The sequence below is a fragment of the Martelella mangrovi genome, assembly GCF_040545495.1.
GTDB lineage: Bacteria > Pseudomonadota > Alphaproteobacteria > Rhizobiales > Rhizobiaceae > Martelella > Martelella mangrovi.
Genome location: NZ_JBEPLY010000017.1, coordinates 64631 through 82759, shown reverse-complemented (window position 1 = coordinate 82759; position 18129 = coordinate 64631). Strand labels below are relative to the sequence as shown.

At 56.4% G+C, this 18129-nt stretch carries 19 protein-coding genes; 4 read left to right on the top strand and 15 right to left on the bottom strand.

Annotated features, from left to right (window positions below; genetic code table 11):
* Positions 1-106: 106 nt before the first annotated feature.
* The 15 genes from ABID12_RS19200 to ABID12_RS19130 form a co-directional block, all read right to left on the bottom strand.
* Positions 107-496: a hypothetical protein gene (locus tag ABID12_RS19200; protein WP_354435705.1), complete on the bottom strand. Its 390-nt coding sequence runs from the start codon at positions 494-496 to the stop codon at positions 107-109.
* 1017 nt (positions 497-1513) lie between these two features.
* Positions 1514-1594 (bottom strand): DUF4123 domain-containing protein, encoded by an 81-nt coding sequence (locus ABID12_RS19195; RefSeq protein WP_354435707.1) that lies wholly within the window; start codon positions 1592-1594, stop codon positions 1514-1516.
* Entirely contained in the window at positions 1564-2316 is a 753-nt protein-coding gene (locus tag ABID12_RS19190) for a DUF4123 domain-containing protein (protein WP_354435704.1), read from the bottom strand. The genes ABID12_RS19195 and ABID12_RS19190 overlap by 31 nt, the downstream gene beginning before the upstream one ends.
* A gap of 254 nt (positions 2317-2570) precedes the next feature.
* A complete protein-coding gene (locus tag ABID12_RS19185; RefSeq protein WP_354435703.1) occupies positions 2571-2759 on the bottom strand; it encodes a hypothetical protein in 189 nt (62 codons plus the stop codon).
* A 13-nt stretch (positions 2760-2772) separates the two neighbouring features.
* Positions 2773-3282, bottom strand: coding sequence for a hypothetical protein (locus ABID12_RS19180; RefSeq protein ID WP_354435702.1), 510 nt, complete (start codon positions 3280-3282; stop codon positions 2773-2775).
* 84 nt (positions 3283-3366) lie between these two features.
* The gene (locus ABID12_RS19175) at positions 3367-4074 is read right to left on the bottom strand and encodes a metallopeptidase domain-containing protein (RefSeq protein ID WP_354435701.1); all 708 of its coding nucleotides are present in this window, start codon (positions 4072-4074) and stop codon (positions 3367-3369) included.
* A gap of 9 nt (positions 4075-4083) precedes the next feature.
* Positions 4084-4332, bottom strand: coding sequence for a hypothetical protein (locus ABID12_RS19170; protein WP_354435700.1), 249 nt, complete (start codon positions 4330-4332; stop codon positions 4084-4086).
* Positions 4329-5075: a hypothetical protein gene (locus ABID12_RS19165; protein ID WP_354435699.1), complete on the bottom strand. Its 747-nt coding sequence runs from the start codon at positions 5073-5075 to the stop codon at positions 4329-4331. Before ABID12_RS19165 ends, ABID12_RS19170 begins: the two co-directional genes overlap by 4 nt.
* 50 nt (positions 5076-5125) lie before the next feature.
* Positions 5126-5932, bottom strand: coding sequence for a DUF4123 domain-containing protein (locus ABID12_RS19160; protein WP_354435698.1), 807 nt, complete (start codon positions 5930-5932; stop codon positions 5126-5128).
* Between the two features lie 90 nt (positions 5933-6022).
* A complete protein-coding gene (locus ABID12_RS19155; protein WP_354435697.1) occupies positions 6023-6295 on the bottom strand; it encodes a PAAR domain-containing protein in 273 nt (90 codons plus the stop codon).
* On the bottom strand, positions 6292-6978 hold the full coding sequence (locus ABID12_RS19150) for a bacteriophage T4 gp5 trimerization domain-containing protein (RefSeq protein WP_354435696.1): 687 nt from the start codon (positions 6976-6978) through the stop codon (positions 6292-6294). The genes ABID12_RS19155 and ABID12_RS19150 overlap by 4 nt, the downstream gene beginning before the upstream one ends.
* Entirely contained in the window at positions 6860-8422 is a 1563-nt protein-coding gene (gene tssI / locus ABID12_RS19145; protein ID WP_354435695.1) for a type VI secretion system tip protein TssI/VgrG, read from the bottom strand. The genes ABID12_RS19150 and tssI (ABID12_RS19145) overlap by 119 nt, the downstream gene beginning before the upstream one ends.
* A gap of 35 nt (positions 8423-8457) precedes the next feature.
* Positions 8458-8859 carry a hypothetical protein gene (locus ABID12_RS19140; protein ID WP_354435694.1) on the bottom strand — a complete coding sequence of 134 codons (402 nt, stop codon included), beginning with the start codon at positions 8857-8859 and terminating at the stop codon, positions 8458-8460.
* 130 nt (positions 8860-8989) lie between these two features.
* On the bottom strand, positions 8990-9505 hold the full coding sequence (locus ABID12_RS19135) for an Hcp family type VI secretion system effector (RefSeq protein WP_354435693.1): 516 nt from the start codon (positions 9503-9505) through the stop codon (positions 8990-8992).
* A 1073-nt stretch (positions 9506-10578) separates the two neighbouring features.
* A protein-coding gene (locus ABID12_RS19130; RefSeq protein ID WP_354435692.1) for an IS630 family transposase occupies positions 10579-11536 on the bottom strand; the annotation gives its coding sequence in 2 pieces (ribosomal slippage) (positions 10579-11193 and positions 11195-11536; 957 coding nt in all).
* Between the two features lie 1147 nt (positions 11537-12683).
* On the opposite strand from ABID12_RS19130, the gene ABID12_RS19125 reads away from it, so the two are divergent.
* The 4 genes from ABID12_RS19125 to ABID12_RS19110 all read left to right on the top strand — a co-directional run bounded on the left by ABID12_RS19125 (position 12684) and on the right by ABID12_RS19110 (position 18102).
* The gene (locus tag ABID12_RS19125; RefSeq protein WP_354435691.1) at positions 12684-13199 is read left to right on the top strand and encodes an Hcp family type VI secretion system effector; all 516 of its coding nucleotides are present in this window, start codon (positions 12684-12686) and stop codon (positions 13197-13199) included.
* Between the two features lie 141 nt (positions 13200-13340).
* Positions 13341-15548 carry a type VI secretion system tip protein TssI/VgrG gene (tssI, locus tag ABID12_RS19120; RefSeq protein WP_354435690.1) on the top strand — a complete coding sequence of 736 codons (2208 nt, stop codon included), beginning with the start codon at positions 13341-13343 and terminating at the stop codon, positions 15546-15548.
* An 11-nt stretch (positions 15549-15559) separates the two neighbouring features.
* The gene (locus tag ABID12_RS19115; protein WP_354435689.1) at positions 15560-16681 is read left to right on the top strand and encodes a DUF2169 family type VI secretion system accessory protein; all 1122 of its coding nucleotides are present in this window, start codon (positions 15560-15562) and stop codon (positions 16679-16681) included.
* Positions 16678-18102 (top strand): DUF4150 domain-containing protein, encoded by a 1425-nt coding sequence (locus tag ABID12_RS19110; RefSeq protein WP_354435688.1) that lies wholly within the window; start codon positions 16678-16680, stop codon positions 18100-18102. Before ABID12_RS19115 ends, ABID12_RS19110 begins: the two co-directional genes overlap by 4 nt.
* Positions 18103-18129: the final 27 nt, after the last annotated feature.

Here is an 18129-nt window from a genome sequence, read left to right as displayed (position 1 = left end):
GATCGGAAAACTGATCGACCTCGTCGAGCCTCAAGAGGCCCGCAACTTCTTCACATCATGCGGATACGATCCAACATGAAAGGGAAACGCTCTAGAGGCATTGACCCTAGATTATCCCATAATAATTTATGGATGATTTATCAAATACACCATTTTCGAACTTGAGCGATACCGATACAGTATAATAATAAAATATCATTATTTGTTTTTCAACAATGATTGAAATTTCATATTTCGAATTGTAAGTTACGGGGATCCCGTTGCTCTCAAAAAAATCAATAACATCAGCGGCAGACCGACCGTGGAAAAGTTTGTTATAATAATTGACGGTCGCCTCTTCATCCAGTTCATAGTTGCTCGGCGTTGATGTTATTGGGTTTGGCTTTGGCAGAAAAGTAAGGTTGTCGATGGTCAAGTCTTTACTCCATGCAGAGGCGAGCAATCCAACAGCAATCACAACGCTTCCAAGCATTGCGAGCGACGGCATCATTCTCATGACGAAAATCCAAAATTCATTAGAATTGATTCCCTAGCTGATTGAAAACTTCTCCAATGGTAGGAACGTTTGTTGGCATCCCCCTTTTTATGGCTTCACGTCTTAATTGCTCCTCGACTTCACTTTCGGTTGCTGCTTTGTGAAGGTTAGTCCCCCAGCCGGGCGCAGACCCGGCAGATTTCTTTAAAGGTAAACCCAACTCATCAAGAATTGTGTAGGCCGTCGCGTTGCTATTATCAATTCTGCCTACGGATGTGGGATTATAAACTCTACCCAACTCACCTATCCGTCGCGTCTCCCGGGTGAATGCTGAATCGAGGCCGCAATATTCCGGGCCTTCTGCAATCGTTATCAAACGGGAAGGCTTACTGCCTTCAAGTGCCCATGCTTGATAGTCTGGACTCACAGTAAGAACTTACATCCGGTTGTTAATCAGCAACCTCAAAGGATATTCTATGTCGAAGTTTTAATTTCTTGGTACAATGTATAATTGTGATTTCTCATTTAACGTCCTATACGGAACTGCTTGTTCTTTAAATAACGTATATTTAAGGAATCGGTTATTTTTAAATGTTATTAACATTACCTCTTAAAATTCTTTAAGGTTCCCCATTATTTCAGGGTAAGTGGTGTGAGCATACCGCTCGGTAACACCAAAATATCCATTAATAAAAAACTATAATTTCAGGTCGTCTTCAAAAAAAACTGCCACGGATAGTCATAGGCTTCATATGTGGACCAGTCGAACGGTATGGCTTGTTCATCCGAAAACTTTTGCATAACTCGTCGGCCATGGCCGCGCACCAAAGGCGCCTGATCAAGCTGGATTGGCTTTGCCGTCTGACCGGGAGATATATTTTCAGATAAAGCATAAGAATTTAGAAACCCGCTGCTTATTGCAATGATGGTAAGCTTGGTCGCTTGTCTTCCAAACCGGTTGATAACTTTCCCCTTGTTGCGCTGCAGTTCATGCAGGTACCCCTGTGTGACACGCGGTTCGTAGAACCGGAAATAATACTACTTACCGTTTTTGTTCTGGACTCTGGTGAACCTGCGGAAATGCCTTCTTACCTCCTCGAAGGAGGCGTGGGAGCGGATGAAGATGCCGAGCTCCTTTCCCAAAGGCCCATCGCCTTTTGGCTGGTAAACAGTTTGCGGGTGAAGCTGTTTTCATCCTTTAGTTCGGCCAGATAGGGGGCCACCTCTTTCAGCTCTTCAGCGGCGTCGCCCTGAAACAGCGGCTGATAGCGTAATTCCGAACTGCCGAGATGGCTGGTCAGTAGGTACGGCATTTTCGCTGCATCGAGAATGGCAAAGGTCTTCATCTTCGGTACGGCTTCAGCGCTGCCAAAGGCGGCGATTTCAGCCTCGGTCGGCTGCGGCTGGCCAAACAGCGGTTCATAGAGCTTGTCTGGAACGGTCTTGCGCGGCCATTGCCCCATTTGCTGGTCGAGCGGTTCAACCCCCTCAATCTCGTCAATGGAAAGATAGTCCTGCTGAGCCGCGTCCACGTTTGGGTTTTCCATCGCCGTCAGTGGCTCAAGCTCAACCTTGTGGGCGGGATGGACGGCGCGGGCGAGGTTGCCGCCCACGCCGATGAGCTTCGGATTGACCTTTATCCAGTCGGTGACGGGGCGCACGTCCTGCGTCCACATCAGGATCAGGCCGAGGCTTTGGGCGTGTTCGCGCAGAACGGCGTCGAAGTCGTCGCGACTGTCGCACAGCACGGCTGCATGGGTCTCGAAGTCTTCCGAGGTTTCCATGCGGTGCAAGTGGCACCAGCCGAGCCAAGGCGAGCGCGAGGGCATGGGGGAGTTCATGGGTTCTCCTTCGCGGTTGGCGAGTCGGATGTGATCTTGCCGGTATAGGGGCCGCATCTGGTGGCTGAGCCGAGATAGGCAATCGGCATGCCGCCATCTTTCGTTTGGGCTATTTGCGCGATCTGTGGTTGCTAGGTGCAGGCGGCGAGCGCCAGAAGCACGATTGCGTATCTCTTAGCTGCCATTGACGATCTCCATCTTCGTGACCTTGAGGCCGTTGCTTTTGAGGATGCGGACCGCGTTGTAGCCGATGGTCAGCGCATAGCGCTTTCGCTTGGCGATCCCGTCGCGCCGTCGAAATAGGTGTAGCGCACCCCGCCCCGGTTGAACTGGGCCTCGAAATATTCATCGATGAGGCCGAGCATATGGCCGTATTCATGCGGTTCCAGCGTATCTGCCTTCGGGTTGCTGTCCGTTGCTGTGCGGGGGATGACAAGCGTCACCCTGTCCCGTGCATCAGGGCGTAACTTCGAAGTAGTAGGGCGGAACGGTGATGTTGCAGGGCTTCCCGTCGATACTCAGAATGTCGTAAGATTTTTGAATAAGTTTATATTTCCCGACAACAATCTGGCTTCCTGTAAATGTTGAAAATCCAGAATACGGAGCAGGGGAATAAAAATATCCTTTTTTATCAAGATCGTCGTTTATAGAAATTAATTTTTCTGGTTCGAAGGCGGAATAAGGTATTCCTGGGTCTGGGATAATGGATATTTCTTTAGAAAAGTTACCATTTTCAATTTTTAAAATATTTATCCCATTAATAAAATTAATGTCTTTGTAATTTATATTACGTTTTTTTCTATTTCCTTTTACTAGAAAGGATATGCCCTTAATGCCGCCTTTAGCTGTGTTACGGATCTGAAAATCAGAAAGAGAGGGCCTTGGATCGAAGTAAATTTCGACGTCAAAATCCTGGCATGTAGTCTTGTAGTGCAGGACCATGGCGGGATCGATCTGTGGCTGCATGGTCACCTCCTTCGTCTGGGCTGTTTGTGCGGTCTGTGGTTGCGGGGTGCGGCGGTAAGCGCCAGAAGCACGATTGCATATCTCTTAGCTGCCATTGACGATCTCCATCTTCGTGACCTTGATGCCGTTGCTTTTGAGGATGCGGACCGCGTTGTAGCCGATGGTCAGCGCATAGCGCTTTCGCTTGGCGATCCCGTCGCGCATATTGTCCATCATGCCACCATTGCCGGGCATGGCGATTTCCTTCGAGCCGTCGAAATAGGTGTAGCGCACCCCGCCCCGGTTGAACTGGGCCTCGAAATATTCATCGATGAGGCCGAGCATATGGCCGTATTCATGCGGTTCCAGCGTATCCGCCTTCGGGTTGCTGTCCGTCGCTGTGCGGGGATCGGAAACGTTGAATTTTGCTCTGGAGCTACCGGATAGTACGTAGGAACGGCCTGAGGTGATACCTTTGGCATTAGCATCAAATTTTACGCCTATCCCATTCCCTGTCTTCACGTTCACAAAGTTGACCGCATAGTGATAGGGACCGGCGGTGACGATCTCGACATTGAACACGACGGTGAACAGGTGCTCGCCGCATTTCTCGTCGGTGATACTGATCTGGTAGGGCAGCGCGTTCCATGCGGCGGCGATGGCGCGTGGAATGCGCTCGGCCCTGGCCTTCAGCGCGTCATCCGTGAGCGCGATCGTGTCGGGATATGTCGTGTCATCCGCCGTCGAATTGATCATCAGCCATTTGGTGTTGACGATGATCTTCTTGTCGGCGGAGATGGAATCGATGATCATCTCGCTCTTCTACTGGATGTCGTTATGGCCGTTGGGCGTTTCGTTGTCAGCGGCGAGCTGCTGGATCTTGCCGGTTGGCGAATGGACGCCATCCTTCTCGTAGGTACATTCGCAACAGCCCTTGGTGGCCTTGGTCGAGCGGTTGGCAATGCCGGTGATTTCCTCCGGTGTCAGTTCCAGAATCGACTTTTGCCGGGACGGGTCTTTTGGGTCCTGCATTTTCAGGTTCGGATGGGTGTAGTTGAAAAAGCCTGTCATTTCGGACCCTCCATGGTTGAAAGCAGACGTTTGCGGGCATAGCCGACAAAGATACGCAGCCGGTCTTCCGGCATCAAACTTCTGTTGGCGGTGAGATCGCGTATCCACGGGTAGAGCGGGTCTTTGTAAAAGCCGGTTCCAAGCCAGAAACCGACAGCCAGACAGGCCTTTTCCGCCCGGTTTCCGGCAAGGCCGAGTGCCTCGCCGGCCTCGCGCGCGGCGGCGCAGAGTTTTCGTTCCACATCGTCGCTGGCAATGGCCGTGTCTCCTGGAAACAGTCCGCGCAGAAATTCCGCGGCCTGATGCAGGTTGACCGTATCATCGTTGAACCGGTGCTGTTCCTCGCGGACAAATCGGTCGAGTGCCTTTTGCTGTCGCGCGCCATCCTCGCCGCGCAACGTTTTACTGCCGGCGATGAAAACGCGCCTGGCGCGGTCAGTGCGGTCATCGCAAAACTCCGGCTCTTGCGAAAGAATGGTGGTAATTGCGGCATATCGGGGATCTTCGTAGAAGAACGATCCGAGATGCAGCATCAGGAACATCACATAGGCGGTGTCGTTGAGATAGGTGATGCCATTGTCTGCGCTCCATGTAACGGCATGGCGGATGAAGGTTTCGGTATGGACATCGCCAAGGGCTCGAAACCGATGGACATCGATGGCAAGCAATGCATCCTTGTAGCGCCAGTAATTGGCTTCGAAGCGGATGGCATCCAGCATTTCCTCCCCAATCACATAGGCCATCTCAATACTTCCTTTCCAGCGTATAGAGACGCTCACCGGCAAGCGAACGGCTAGATCGGTAGATCAAGCCTGTGCTGGCCCACGAAGTCCCTGACAAAGGTGTCCTGCCTGCTCAGCAGCCGCACGGCATCAAGAACGCTTGCATCCCAGAAACGCAGAAAGAGCCAGCGGCCGTTTGCATCCTGAATTTTTGTGAACTTGCGGAGATGGCTGCGTATTTCGGCGAAGAAAGCGGTGGAGCGAATGAAGATGCCGGTATTTTTGTCCCAGTATTGTTGGAAGAAGTCCCGATGGAACGCGAGAACCCCGTCACGATCTTCCATGGTCCCAACCGGCAGGGTCATGTCGATGAGCCAGGGCGCGGCCTCTTTCAGTTCCTCGGCGGTATCGCCCTGAAAGAGGCACTGGGCAGGGACATCGATGGTATCGAGATCAAAGACGCCTGTGATGTTCTTGCGCAGGGCAGCGTCGACCAGAAAGTAGGTGCGCAGCTGCGCTTCGCCCTCCGGCTGGTCGAACAGGAGCTCTTTTAGCTCCGGCGCTATCCAGTCTCGTTCCCAGAAGGGCCTGTCCTTCTGGTCCGGTAAGGGCGGAATGTCGTGCTCCGCGATCGCAAGATAGTCCTGCTGAGTCGCTTCTGCGTTTGGGTTTTCTATCGCCGTCAGCGGCCCAAGCGCGACCTTGTTGTCGGGATGGACGGCGCGGGCGAGGTTGCCGCCCACGCCGATGAGCTTCGGATTGACCTTTATCCAGTCGGTGACGGGGCGCACGTCCTGCGTCCACATCAGGATCAGGCCGAGGCTTTGGGCGTGTTTGCGCAGAACGACGTCGAAGTCGTCGCGACTGTCGCACAGCACTGCTGCATGGGTCTCGAAGTCTTCCGAGGTTCCGGTGCGGTGCAGGTGGCACCAGCCGAGCCAGGGCGCGCGCGCGGGGCACGGGGGAGTTCATGGGTCCACCTTCGCGGTTGGCGAGCCGGATGTGATCTTGCCGGTATAGGGCCCGCATCTGGTGGCCGCGCCGAGATAGGCGATCGGCATGCCGCCATCCTTCGACTGGCTCGCCCCCTGAACGATCACCGCGCCGCAGGAACAGGTGTCGCCGACGCGGGCGACGGGTTTGCCGTCGACCTTGCCCTGGCCACCGGAGACGATGACATTCGGCGGATGGGCGGGGTTGCCGCAGACATGGCTGTCGCCGACGCGCGCCACCGGCCTCATGACTGTTCCTCTTCTTTCTGCAGCGGGCATTCCTCGGCCAGTGGCAGGGCGTCATTGGCCGTCAGGTTCAGCGTCGGCACCTGGGCCGAGCCGGAACCGCCCATATTGACGGCGCCCTTGAGGTTGATCACCGGGGCTTCGAGCGTGATCCCGCTGCTATCGATGGTGATTTTGCCGCCCGGCCCGGCGATCTCGAACTTCTGGCCCGCCATAAGCTTGTGCAGACCGCTGACATTGGTGGTCAGCGTCGAGCCGACATCGAGCTTGTAGGTGCCTGCGACCGAGCCTTCGTAATTGCGGCCGATCTCTTCCAGATGATCGGCATAAACCTGCTGCTTGAGGATGTTGCCGACCGTCTCGATCCTGTCCTTGCCGTAATTGTCGAACTGGTTGCGGCCGACCGTATAGTAAACATCCTGTCCGATGTTGTGCCGGGCATCCTGTCCGATGCTTTCGGTATGGTCGTTGCCGACGGAAATCGACTTGTTGTGGCCGACCGATTCCGATTGGTCATTGCCAACGGACTTGGAGCGGTCATGGCCGATGGAATGGCTTTCATCATTCTCAATGACCGTGTTGTGGTCCTTCTGCGCATGCATGAAGACCTCTTCGCTGTCCTTCTCGTCCTCGAACCTGAGTTCGTTGTAGCCCTTGCCCTTGTGGGTCTGGTTCTTGATGGTCATGCGGGTCTTGTTTTCCGGCAGCTTGTAGGGCGGTTTGTTCATTGCGTTGTAGGTGCGGCCGGGTGACGATCGGCTGGTCGGGGTCGCCTTCGAGGAAATCGACGATGACTTCCTGGCCGATCCTCGGGATGGCCATATGGCCCCAGGTGGCGCCGGCCCAGTTGTCGGCGACGCGGATCCAGCAGGAGGACTTGTCGTTCTGTTCGCCGCGGTGATCCCATGGGAACCAGACCTTGACCCGGCCGAATTCATCGCAATAGATTTCTTCGCCCTCCGGTCCCGTCACGCGGGCGATCTGCGGGCCATCGACCATCGGCTTTTTCGTTTGCTGCGGGCGATAGGGCAGACGGGCCGGCATGGCGGAGAAGCTGGCCGCATAGGTGGTGGCGCCGGAGCCTGCCTCTTCCTTCAAGGCCTGCGACTGTTCGCCGCTGTGGCTGACGGCCAGCAAATGCCAGTCGATGTTGCAGGCCTTGTTCGGATGGTCGGCAAGTTCCAGTCGGAAGCCCGGCATCAGGTGGATGGCATTGGTTTGGCCATCGGCTGTGGTGGCGTCGGTGCGGGTGGCTTCCATCCGGTATTGCGTGAACGGCTTGCCCGCGACATCGCGCTTGTAGCGGCCGGGATAATCGTAAAGCGCATAATCGCGCTTGGCGCCGTTATCTTCCTGCCGCTCGGCCTTGTGCTCCTGATTATAGGGTGGGTTCTTGAAGGTGTAGTCGCGCTGGGTATAAGCGGTGGAGCGCAGCCGCTGGTGAAAGGCAAAGCGGTTGCAGAACACGCCTTTCACCGCGCCGCTGGGATTGGCATTGTATTCCAGCTCCGGCATGTCGGGCAGCTTGGCGACGATCTGCGGCATGTCGATGAAGTGCAGCGTGTGCTGGCCGTTCTCGCCGTAGGTGAAGTAGTACCAGATCCCTTCTTCCGCGGCGATCCGCTCGACAAAGGCCAGATGCGTCTCGCGGTACTGGACGCAATATTCCCGCGCCACATGCTCGCCCGCCATATGCCATTGCACGTCCTCGACGCCGTTTTCCTTCAGAAGTTCGCGGATGATGTCGGGCACGCTCTTCTGCTGGAAGATGCGGCAGTCCGAACCATGGTCGAGCCGATGCAGCATCGGCAGTAACGTGACGGTGTAGAAAGTGCGGTGAAAGCCCTCATCGGCCCGCGCGATCTCGGCGATGACGCCGGAGAGATGCCGGATGCCGGCATATTTGTGGTGGATGGTCAGCGTCGCCGGCGTGTCAAGCAGGGCATTGAGGCCGATATTCGGGTCCTCGGAGACCAACTCGATATCCACTTGCGTCAGGCCGAACAGCTTCTCCTCCGCGCCGAAGCCATGCACCAGCAATTGCTGCATCGTGTCGAGCGCCGGGGCCTCGAAGGTGAAGGCGATATCCTGATCCTGATAGAGGACCGGCATGTCGATGATCGCGTTCATGACGAACTCCTTTTGCCTATCCTGTCCGCCTGGGCTTAGCGTGGCGCTGGCGCGCGCGGTCTTGCTTCCGCCGTTCTTGCCTTCATGACCTCAGGTGACGCCGTTGCAGCGGCAGCCTTTCGGGTCGCGCGGCGTTCGTTTTCGGCAAGCAGGGAATGGTCGGCAAAGCGGTCGAGGAAGCTGATGCCAGGGTCGAGTTCATCGGCGCCTGAAGCGGCATGAACACGATGCGACACGACGCCCCGCCCGCCGATCGCGACACCGACAACACCGCGTTCACCGGAAACATCGAGCGCAGCGCCGGAGGAAATGGCTGCCTCCTGTGTGCTTTCGCTGGGTTCATCGCGACCGCCGCCGCGGCGCAGGCGTGTGTGCTGCCAGAGCCCCAGCAGAAAATCGCGGGCTTTTCGGGTTTTCCCGACGGCGTAACGCAACATGTTTGCCTCCTGTCTTGCGGATTTTTTCATCCCCATAAGGGGTGTATCCACAAAGACAATTACCTATGATTGTGGCATTCGACCTACCTCCAGAGCCATTCCGCCCCGGAGGTGCTTGTCACCCGCCCGATCAGGCGGCCGGCGCGCGCCAGTCGTCGGAGCCGGATGTACCCGATGCCGTGTGTTCCCAAGTGATCTTGCGGTAGGAAAGCTCGATCTTCACCAGTTGGGTGAAATCGGCGTTCTTCGGGTCCTGGCAGTGCGGCAGCGAGCAGTCCATGTCGGTCACCAGCGCATCTTCCAGTGTGGTGGTGAAGAAATGCTCCTGCTTGCCGGCGGTGTTGGTGCGATACCATTTGACATCGCACTTGGTCAGCATTTCGCCGGTGCACAGCGCATTATAGAGCAGCGGCACGGCCTTGTTCAGCGTGCAGGTGAACTTGAACGGCGTATGCACGCGCTGACCGGCCGGCTGGCCCGACTGCGGGTCGCGGGGGATGACGACGGTGTGGTCGATGGCCTGGACCATGACCTCGTCCTCATGGCCTTCCTGCCAGACATTGCCGACCGAATCCTCGGTAAAGGCGCCTTGCGTGATCGGGCCCTGTGTTGCGCCCTCGATCGTGATATAAGCGGGTGTGGGCATGGGTTACTCCTGCCTGTTCTAGAGACGTCTGCCGGACTTTTGCCTTGCGCAATGGTAGGACGGAAAACCGGGATCTGCTTTTCCTGCCATTGCGCCTGTCGCCAAACATGCAAGATCCGGCAGGCGTCTTCGTTTCCGTGTTCTCGACCGCCGCGGCACCATACCGACGGCGGGTTCAGGCCCGCCAACATCAACTGCGGCGGGCAAGCCTTATCTGGCATAAACCGTGCCAGAGACAGGAATTCTGAATAGAAAAACGACAAGCGACTGAATAAAAACAGATTTTTATTCAAAGAACGCCGAGAATATTAGATATTCACAGATGCTTATGTAGGTGAACCTAAGAACCTTCGGCCAAAAATGGCCGGGACAAGTGCGGATAAACCGCTAAAATTATATATAACCCACTGATTCCGAATAAAAAATCAAGATATGCCAAAAATGACCAAGCTCGGCCATTTTTGGCTAGTACCGTATAGTACGGAAATTTTATATGTAATTCAGTAAGTTAAAGAGATAAAAAGTTGAATGCTGCTTAGGTGGCTTCGAAATTCAACGGTCAGAGCACCCAAAACGTCGGGTCATGAAATAATAATTTTCAACGCGAGTTTGCCATCAATCTTCGCTGGCCTATAGTGCTAAAGGCCGATTTCCGCGTCCTTCAGCTTTCTGTGAGCCATACGGTTTTGTCTCTTATGCCAAGACGAGCAGAGAATAAACAGCGCATGGTAGCCCCACAGCTGATACAGCCTCGAAACATCACGTTCAGTTGCCTTTTCCATCTCCTACAACGCCCGTATCTTCCAAGCCTAGAGTGAGGCAGCAGCATACAGTATCGAAGCGGGTACGGCCGGCCCGAGACGTGCCCTTCACCAACCTCGCCTGGGCGAAGCTTTCGGCCGATGGCTTCACCATGCGCGGTTAATAGTGCAGGGGGGGATAAAAATCGAACTCTCGCGTTTTCTTGCAAGGCCTCAGGTCAAAACCGACAGTCTCAGATGACAACCTGCAACGAATGTTGGTGTCATTGGTTGTATGCCCCGCAACCAAGTCCGTGTTAGAGCATCGGGCGCTTACTCTGCAACGCATGCTGTTGACTTGAAGTAGTTCCAGCATTCCTGTGGTGAGAACAGTGCGCACACGTGACCGACAGCTCTCCACAGGTCGTCATAGGTTCGCGCCTTTGCCTTTCTGAGAAGTGCCTTGAGCTTGGAGAACGCCTTCTCGATGGGGTTCAGGTCCGGTGAATAGCGCGGCAGAAATAGCACCCATGCGCCGCGCGCCCTGATTGCCTCGCCAGCGCGGGGGCTCTTGTGGACATTGAGGTTGTCCCAGATAACGACATCTCCCGGCGCCAGCGTCGGGGCAAGCTGGGTTGAAACATAGGTGTCGAAAGCCGTGCCGTTGATGGCGCCCTCGATCACCCATGGCGCTATCAGTTCGTCACACCGCAGACCGGCGATGAAAGTCTGGGTGTTCCACTTGCCGAAAGGCGCTTCAGCAACAAGTCTTTGTCCCGTCCGGCTGCGCCCCCTCAAGGGCGTCATGTTGGTCTTCACACTGGTTTCATCGATGAAGACAAGCCTTGCGGGCTCGGCGCGCATGGCCGGCAACCGATGCTTTTGCCATGCATCACGCTCCGCCTTCACGTCAGCGCGTTCTTTCTCCGAGGCCAGCAGCGTTTTTTTTAAAGCTGAAGCCGGCACGGCACAGCAGTTTCGACAGGTTGAACGGATCGACGCTCACCCCATGCTCGTCCATCAGAAAGGCAGCCAGATCGGGCATGGTGATATCGGGCCGCGCCTCGACCATGGCGATGATGATTGCCCGATAAGGGGCCAGCTTGCCGCCACCTTTCGGACGCCCCATGGGGCTTGGCTCCACGGAACCGGTCTCATCCAGCCGCTTCTGCAGCCGAACGGCCGTCGCTGCCGAAATCGCAAACTGTTCGGCTGCGGCGCGCCGGGATTTGCCTTGTGCGATTGCATCCGTCACACGGCGGCGAAGGTCAATGGAAAGAGCGCGGGTCATCGGAAATCTCCTTTGACCCAAAGAATCACAATTCAAACCAAAACGGAATCCCATACGATTCATTCAAGACGCCCGACGCTCTAATAATTTTGCGGTTCATCCTTCTGGTAAATTGAGATGGACTTCAAAATCCGAATTTATACATTATTTTCTCGCATTCTATACACGCGCTTTTATTCTATTTTTTTCGCATTTGTTTTCCGACTTGTGGCATTCCCGATTTCAGCAACACGCTCAGGATGATGTTCCGTCCGCAATCGGACAAAAGGCCGAGGTGACAGGCGATCCGAGCTAACAGTGTCGCATTGGTCTTGCTGGCTTCCGTTCGGGACAGGCAGAGTCTCGCATTGGCAGAACGGCAGACTTTTGCATAATTTTCGCATGCATCAGAGAAACCGCGTTTCATTTTGCGCATTTCTCGCGGGGAGCTCGGCCGTGTCAGAAAAAATGTCCGGCGGCGGTTGTTTCTTCTCATGCAGTGCTGACTGCCGGCCTCTCCTCGGGAAAGCGGAGGGGAGTGACGGGCCACGATAGCGGCCAGACCGACCATCCCAAACGCGTACTGAAGAGCCGCGTCGGCAACATTCGCGCCAGAAAAGTTAGACCTTAACAATAAATAATTCGGACTTTTCAGGATCTCTGAACCGAAGAATTTCGATCTACGTAAGTCACGAACAGCTCATGCCGGGAGTCAAGTAACTGATTTGAAACGAATATTTTCGTACTCAACGGTACTGGCCAAAAAAGGCCAAGCCTGGCCATTTTTGGCCGAGGCAGATTTGCTATTCTGGATCAAAGGGTTATGCCGGATTTTGGCTTTATGTCCGTACTTTTCACGGCCATTTTTGGCCGGAGTTTCTTGGGTTCACTTACGTAAATACTCGCTCATATGAGCTCGTTTTTGCTCATAGCAATAAAAATATCCTTTTATAATCAGTATACTGTCGTTTTCTCGCTCAGAAAAGTCATCTCTGGCACGGTTTATGCTGAGTAGACCTTGCCCGCCGCGGTTGGACGCTGACAGGTTCGATTCTGTCAACGGCATGATGTCGCGGCAATCGAGAACAAGGAAACGAAGACGCCTGCCGGATCTTGCATGTTTGGCGACAGCACCGGCAGACGTCTCTAGAACAGGCAGGAGTAACCCATGCCCACACCCGCTTATATCACGATCGAGGGCGCAACGCAGGGCCCGATCACGCAAGGCGCCTTTACCGAGGATTCGGTCGGCAATGTTTGGCAGGAAGGCCATGAGGACGAGGTCATGGTTCAGGCCATCGACCACACCGTCGTCATTCCCCGCGACCCGCAGTCGGGCCAGCCGGCCGGCCAGCGCGTGCACACGCCGTTCAAGTTCACCTGCACGCTGAACAAGGCCGTACCGCTGCTCTATAACGCGCTGTGCACCGGCGAAATGCTGACCAAATGCGATGTCAAATGGTATCGCACCAACACCGCCGGCAAGCAGGAGCATTTCTTCACCACCACGCTGGAAGATGCGCTGGTGACCGATATGGACTGCACCCTGCCGCATTGCCAGGACCCGAAGAATGCCGACTTCACCCAACTGGTGAAGATCGAGCTTTCCTACCGCAAGATCACCTGGGAGCATACGGCGTCGGGCACATCCGGCTCCGACGACTGGCGCGCGCCGGCCGCTTGACCGGGCAAGGCATAAGCATCTCCGGAGCGGAATGGCTCCGGAGGTGCGCCTGTGACGTCAATCAAGGGTTGAAAGCCATTGTTAAGCGCCCTTTTTGGATGCAAATCCGCGAGAGGCTATGCACCGCAACGGGAGTTCGTCATGAACGCCATCATCGACATGCCGGTTCTATATCAAGATCAGGACATCGCCTTCACCTTCGAAGCGTCGGCCCTGAAGGATGCGAAGCTTCTCGTTCACGGCTTCGCGGCGGAGGAAAAACTGTTCGATCTCACGCAGGTCGATATCGAACTGGTCTCCGACGATCCGCGCATCGACCTCAACGCGCTCCTCGATACGCCGGCGACGCTGACCATCCATCACAAATATGCCGGCACCCGGCATCTCTCCGGCGTGATCGCCGGTATCGACCGCGAAGATGAGGGCTTCCGCCGCACTTTCTACAAGATCACGCTTCTGCCGATGCTCTCCCGGCTTGAGCATGGCTCCGATTGCCGCATCTTCCAGCAGAAGACCGTGCCGGACATCATCAAACAGGTGCTGAAGGAATGTGGCGTCGAGGATGTCCAGTGGCATCTCGCCGGCGAACATCTGGCCCGCGAATTCTGCGTGCAATATCGCGAGACGCATCTGGCGTTCATCAAACGCATCGCCGCCGACGAGGGCATCTGGTTTTATTTCACCCATGGCGAAAACGGCCAGCACACGGCTCATTTCATCGACATGCCGCAGATCGTCGCCCAATTGCCCGATATGCCGGAACTGGAATATAACGCCAATCCGGGCGGCGCGGTGAAGGGCGTTTATTGCAACCGTTTCTCGGTCCGCGAAAAGCTGCGCTCCACCTCCTATACCCAGCGCGATTACACCTTCAAGCGCCCCGGCTATAGCCAGGAACATCGCGCCGACCGGCAGGAGGATAACGGTTCCAAGAGGAATTACGACCTTTACAGCTATCCGGGCCGTTACAAGCAAGATGCCGCCGGCAAGCCGTCCACGCAATACCGGATGGAGGCGGTTCGCGTCGAGGCGACGACAGCCAACGGCCAGACCAATGCCATCCACCTGTCGCCGGGCTTCAAGACGGCGCTCACCGATCACCAGAACGACGACTGCAATATCGAATGGCACCTTCTGTCGGTCTCCCATAAGGGCGAGCAGCCTCAGGCGCTGAAAGAGGAAGCCGGCTTAGGCCCCACCACCTATTCCAACCGGTTCACGGCCATGCCGGCGCGATTGCCATACCGTCCGCAGGAAATCGTCCCGCCCCTGATCGGAGACCAGACCGCCGTCGTTACGGGGCCTGAGGGCGAGGAGATTTACACCGACAAGGCCGGCAGGGTCATCCTTCAGTTCAAGTGGGACAGATACGGCGAAAGCGACGAACGGTCGTCATGCTGGGTGCGGGTCTCCGACGGATATGCCGGCGCGATGGAAGGCCAGGTCATTCTGCCGCGCGTCGGCGATGAGGTGATCGTCTCCTTCCTGGAGCATGAGCCGGACCAGCCGGTCGTCACCGGTCGTGTCTACAACGAACGAAACCGTCTGCCCTATGCGCTGCCTGACAACAAGACCAGATCGGTTCTGCGCTCCGACACCCACAAGGGCAAGGGCTATAACGAGCTCTCCTTCGAGAATGAAAGCGGCCAGCAGAATGTGTTCCTCCATGCCCAGAAGGACCACACCGTCCGCGTCCTGAACAATCACGCAACCCGCGTGGAAAACAACCAGGTCGAAAGCGTCGGCAGCAACAGAAACACCGATATCGGTGCCAATCATCATGAAAAGATCGGCGGTTCGAAGACGCTCGCCGTCGGCGGCGGTGCGGGAAGTGCGCTGGCCGGCGCGCTGGCGGCGATCCTTGCCGCAGGCGGCGAGGACAGCAAGATCGGCTCATCGGCCACCGGCATCGAGGCCATCGGCGAATTCGCACAGGCGCTGGCTGCGGCCGCCGCCCTTTCCGAAACCGCGGTTCTCGGCGGCAATGCAGCCTTCAAGGGCGCCGGCAACCATTTCACGGAAGCCGGCGGCGAACAGCAGGCGACCGCCGCCAGGGCCGGCGATATCCTGTCATCGGTGATGCCGCTCTCCGGCATCCTTTCGACGCTGGTGGAAAAATTCCAGTCCACCACGGTCGGGCTGGCTTCGACCGAACAGATCGGCGCCTACAAGAACACCTCGGTCGGCCATACCCACACGATCAATGTCGGCGAAGAGTTGATTATCAAGGTCGGAAAATCCCGGCTGATCATGGACAAGGAAGGCAATGTCACGATCACCGGCACCACGTTCAACTTCACCGCCTCCGGCCATGTGCAAATCAATGGCAAGGTCGTGGATCTGAACTGAGGGAAGCGGACATGCTGGATAAAAACGCAACAGGCCTTGCTGCCATCGGCTTTGAACAGACCCACCGCGACGGCGGGCCGATGGGCGTCATTGCCGTGTGCGGCCGCTATGATCTCGACCTGAACGGCACACTTGCCCTTTCTCCAAATCAAGAGCTTGTCCTTGCCGACCGGTATGAAGACGATCCGCAGAAAGCGCCGCTATTGCGCCCGGCGGACCTGATCCCGTTCAAGCCGAATGCGGATGTGACCGTGCTGATGCGCACCTATCCGCGTAAGCGGGACGTGAAGACGGGCTGGAAAACCGGGGTTAAGGTCGGGAACCATGGCTATGTTGTCGATGTGACGGGACTGCGCACATGGTCATGGTCCGGCGAGGCATGGCAACTCGGAGACCCGATCACGCTCGACAGCACATTGGTCGATTACCGTGTCGCCGCCAGCAATCTCGTTACCGGGGCTCCGCCGGCGGAGACCGTTCCGGACAATCCTCTAGGTATCGCCAATCTGGATGAGCGTTTTCTCGACCGGGAGAAGATATATAGCCACCCCATGCTGTTTTCGGAAGACGACAGCGGCGACCGCGCGAAAATGGGCGTTGCCCATGAGGTTGCCGGTTTCGCGCCGATCCCGCCCTTCTGGCGCGTGCGCCAGCAATATGCCGGCACCTATGACAAGGACTGGCTGGAGACCCGTCACCCGCGCCTGCCGGAGGATTTCGATTACGCCTTCTACCAGTCGGCCAATCCGCGGATGATCCAGACAGGCTACCTGAAGGGTGACGAACAGGTGTTTCTGGCGGCGGCACTTGCCGGAGGCAAAAACCTGACCTTCAATCTACCGGGCATCCAGCCGGTCGCGCATTACCAGTGGATCGACGGCCGCGAAGTGTTCGTCCGGCTGAACTGCGACGGCGTCCATATCGATGTCCGCGAGGAGCCTTTCACCGTCGATATCACCTGGCGGGCCTGGCTGCCGATCTGCCCGCAATTCTTCAAGATCGATCTTTCCGTCGGTACGATCGGGGAAGCCCGGAAATACCCGGCTTCGACCCTCCACGGGCTGGAAGACCTGGAAACGCCTGAAACGGCAACCGTCAGCGATAAACAGCAGGAAACGGGAGGCGCGCCATGAGCATCCCGCGCGAACTGTCCCGCGACACCGGCGACGGCCTCCTGATTTCGATCACGCCGGATGTGTGCCTGACGCCGGTGGGCAGCACAAAGGTGCCGATCCCCTATACGATCACGGCGAAACAGGCCGACGACGCCAATACCTGCCCGACCGTGCGCGCCACCGGCAAACGCGTCCACACCATGGGCTCGCTGATCACGACGTGTTCTGGCGATGAACCCGGAACGGCCAAGGGCATTAAATCCGGCACGGTCGGCTCCGTCTGCCAGCCGAAGGGGCATTCCGCCACGGTCAACGCAGGTGGCAAGCCGGTCATTCGCCACAATGACGTCTGGACCATGAACAACGGCAATACCGTCGGCAAGCTGACCTATGTGAAGGACACATCGCCGGCGCAATTCACCCCGCCGGTTGCGGCATGGAAGCAACAACAGCAGCAGATGATGGCGGCAGCGGCTAGTTCATCGCTCTCCGACATTGCTCCTGGTTTTCCGGATCACCAGTCCGGACCCGCCGTCGAAGTGGCATCTGCAGCACAGTCCTTGCCGGCGGAGCCGTCGCCAGCGCCGCCTCCGCTGAAAAAGCCAGGTCAGGTTATCCAAGGGCCGTGGAAGCAGCAGCCACCAACGCCTCCGGAAACGGAGCCTATGTCACATTGGGCGCGGTGGTTTTCCCGGGCCGGCTGGGTTTTGAATTTGCTCATGCTTTCGGGCGACACGCCCCTCTGGCAGCGGTATCTTTCACCATACCCGCAAAATGATGGGGAGCGCGAAATATTCGGCAAGGCACAAGACCTGCTACGCCCGGAGGACGACGAATACGACAGGCAGGTTGGAGAATGGTATCACAACGAAATCATGGCGCAGCGAAAGCCTGTCGTCGATTCACCACCGCAATCCGGCATCTCGCCGGAAACGGCCCGCAGCACACGTGACGAGAATAAGGACCGTGAGGACTGCGGTATCCGGCCACACAGTATAAATTCCACGCTTTGTGGCACCACAGTGCCAAATGGAATTTCCCATCATGGCATTGCCGATTTTACCCTTCGCACGGGCACAAGAAAAACCCCCGGCTTCACCGCGCCGGGCGCGCCGTCACTGGACGACGCCTTGACGGTGTGCGTGCCATCAGGTGAGCATACCAATTTACACAAATACGTAAACAGCACCATAAACAACCTTGGCAAGGCAAGCGGAACCGATACTCTGCCCTTTTCAGAAGTGGAGGCGATTTCGTTTGAAGGAATTGACGATATCGACGACGAAGCGTTGAGCCCGTTCTGCAAGGAACTTTATAAACAGGCTGTAAGGACACAATTCAGTGCTGTGCCGGCAAACCTGCCGCTGCGCGGGCGGCTGACGCCAACGGAGTTGATGATGCAAAATCTGAGCAAAGCATGGGGGTTTCCATGGCCGTAAGTGACAGGATCATTCAACCCGGCGACC

Coding starts and splice junctions, on each gene's coding strand:
- ABID12_RS19200 (WP_354435705.1), bottom strand. CDS start 496: ATGAGAATGATGCCGTCGCTCGCAATGCTTGGAAGCGTTGTGATTGCT.
- ABID12_RS19190 (WP_354435704.1), bottom strand. CDS start 2,316: ATGAACTCCCCCATGCCCTCGCGCTCGCCTTGGCTCGGCTGGTGCCAC.
- ABID12_RS19180 (WP_354435702.1), bottom strand. CDS start 3,282: ATGCAGCCACAGATCGATCCCGCCATGGTCCTGCACTACAAGACTACA.
- ABID12_RS19175 (WP_354435701.1), bottom strand. CDS start 4,074: ATGATCATCGATTCCATCTCCGCCGACAAGAAGATCATCGTCAACACC.
- ABID12_RS19170 (WP_354435700.1), bottom strand. CDS start 4,332: ATGACAGGCTTTTTCAACTACACCCATCCGAACCTGAAAATGCAGGAC.
- ABID12_RS19165 (WP_354435699.1), bottom strand. CDS start 5,075: ATGGCCTATGTGATTGGGGAGGAAATGCTGGATGCCATCCGCTTCGAA.
- ABID12_RS19155 (WP_354435697.1), bottom strand. CDS start 6,295: ATGAGGCCGGTGGCGCGCGTCGGCGACAGCCATGTCTGCGGCAACCCC.
- ABID12_RS19150 (WP_354435696.1), bottom strand. CDS start 6,978: ATGACCATCAAGAACCAGACCCACAAGGGCAAGGGCTACAACGAACTC.
- tssI (WP_354435695.1), bottom strand. CDS start 8,422: ATGAACGCGATCATCGACATGCCGGTCCTCTATCAGGATCAGGATATC.
- ABID12_RS19140 (WP_354435694.1), bottom strand. CDS start 8,859: ATGTTGCGTTACGCCGTCGGGAAAACCCGAAAAGCCCGCGATTTTCTG.
- ABID12_RS19135 (WP_354435693.1), bottom strand. CDS start 9,505: ATGCCCACACCCGCTTATATCACGATCGAGGGCGCAACACAGGGCCCG.
- ABID12_RS19125 (WP_354435691.1), top strand. CDS start 12,684: ATGCCCACACCCGCTTATATCACGATCGAGGGCGCAACGCAGGGCCCG.
- tssI (WP_354435690.1), top strand. CDS start 13,341: ATGAACGCCATCATCGACATGCCGGTTCTATATCAAGATCAGGACATC.
- ABID12_RS19115 (WP_354435689.1), top strand. CDS start 15,560: ATGCTGGATAAAAACGCAACAGGCCTTGCTGCCATCGGCTTTGAACAG.
- ABID12_RS19110 (WP_354435688.1), top strand. CDS start 16,678: ATGAGCATCCCGCGCGAACTGTCCCGCGACACCGGCGACGGCCTCCTG.